This is a genomic window from Candidatus Magnetaquicoccus inordinatus (assembly GCF_004217665.1).
Lineage (GTDB): Bacteria > Pseudomonadota > Magnetococcia > Magnetococcales > Magnetaquicoccaceae > Magnetaquicoccus > Magnetaquicoccus inordinatus.
In genome coordinates this window covers 1-1510 of sequence record NZ_RXIU01000424.1, presented here as the reverse complement: position 1 = coordinate 1510, position 1510 = coordinate 1, and the positions used below count along the sequence as shown (strand labels likewise).

The following is a 1510-nucleotide window of genomic DNA, read 5'->3' as shown; positions in this document are numbered from 1 at the left end:
ATTCTTTCTCAGTGCATGGTCAACGCTGGTCTGGGTCACATGCCGCCCAGGAATCCGGGAAGGAAACAACCATGGAGAGTCACCGGAAAGCGCCTTGATCCGCTCCAGTATGGCCAGCGCCTGACTGGATAGCGGGATACGGTGCGCCAGTTTATTTTTGGATGACTCGACCGGAATGGTCCACCATCTGCCAGCCAGATCGAAATCGCTCCAACTGGCCGTCACCACCTCGCCCTTTCTGGTGGCCGTGAGAAATTGCAACCTCAGAGCCAGCCGGGTGCCCTCATCCATACCCGCTTTGTCCAATCCGTTCCAGAAAGCCCGGATCTCTTCCACCGTCAACACCCGGTCCCGCTGCCGCTCCGCAACTGGTGCCTGCACCCCCAAACAAGGAGAAACATCCACCACACCACGCGACACGGCAAAATTAAACATCTTGCGCACACAGGCCAGGGTCCGGTTGACGGTAGTGGTTGCCCCCCGGTCCTGCATCTCATCCAGCATTTTTACAACATCGTGCCGGGTGATCTCTTTGGCCTTCCGTTTTCCCCATCGTGGCACCACATCCTTGTTCAACATGCGTTGATCTTCCGGCCATGTTCGTTTGCGTGGCTTTGCCCACCGTTCAAGGTATTCCTCCACCAATTGGGCAACGGTCGCCGTCTGTTCCTCCTTGCGCTTGACTTCCGCCGCTTGGCGCTCCTGCTCCTCCTGCCACGCTACCGGGTCAACGCCACGCTCCAGACAAGCCCGCAGCTTGTTGCATGACTCCCTGGCCTCCTTCAATCCCATGCCAGGATAAACGCCCAGGGTCAGCCTCAGGGCCCAATGCGGCCTGATTGTGTTGTAAACATTAGATAGGCTTCCTGGCTCTGACGGCAATGGCCAGGATTGTCGTAGAGCCTCCAGTATACTTCTTCAGTCTTGAGGGTCTGATGGAACCGCTCCAGAAACCCCAGTTGTGTGGAGTGCGGTACTGGATGTGCACATGCTGAAAACCGTCAGCAATAAACTTTTAAGACCGTTTGTTATATCATCAATTATTTAGAAATGGAATTTTTATCGTAACTATTCAGGTTCGTGCTGGCTCGCCAGCTCTACCCCAATGGGGATGCTGTGCGCATTGGCGCAAAAAGCGCGCCAATGCGCACAGTTTGCTTCCATTAGGCGCGCTGCGCCGACGCAAAAAGCGCGTCGGCTTAGTTTGAAAAGCGCGCCAAAGGCAAAAGATTACAAACAAAATCCCAGGGATTCCATCCCTGGACCCGGCCAGGGAGGTGCCCTCCCTGGACCCGCAGTTGTTTTTGGTGGTGAATTGTTACTTTTTATCCAATTTTTCGTTGGCTTCGGTCAATGCGGAGACAACGGCTGCAGGAATCCCTGCCCGAGAAGATACTGTCGATTGCTCAACTGGTTGTTTTGTCGGTGCCAGAGATGGCATCAGCCCTGCCAAGTGTTTCCCTGAATTCCGTGAATGGTGGCCATGGAACATCGATAAAGGTTTTGCTTG

2 protein-coding genes are annotated in these 1510 nt (G+C 54.6%); both read right to left on the bottom strand.

Annotated elements, in window-relative coordinates:
* Positions 1-882: tyrosine-type recombinase/integrase (locus EJP87_RS16240; protein WP_193771467.1), on the bottom strand; the 882-nt coding region annotated here is incomplete at its 3' end.
* A 436-nt stretch (positions 883-1318) separates the two neighbouring features.
* Positions 1319-1510, bottom strand: a 192-nt coding sequence (locus EJP87_RS18735) for a hypothetical protein (protein WP_227657716.1), incomplete at its 5' end; no start/stop codon positions are given.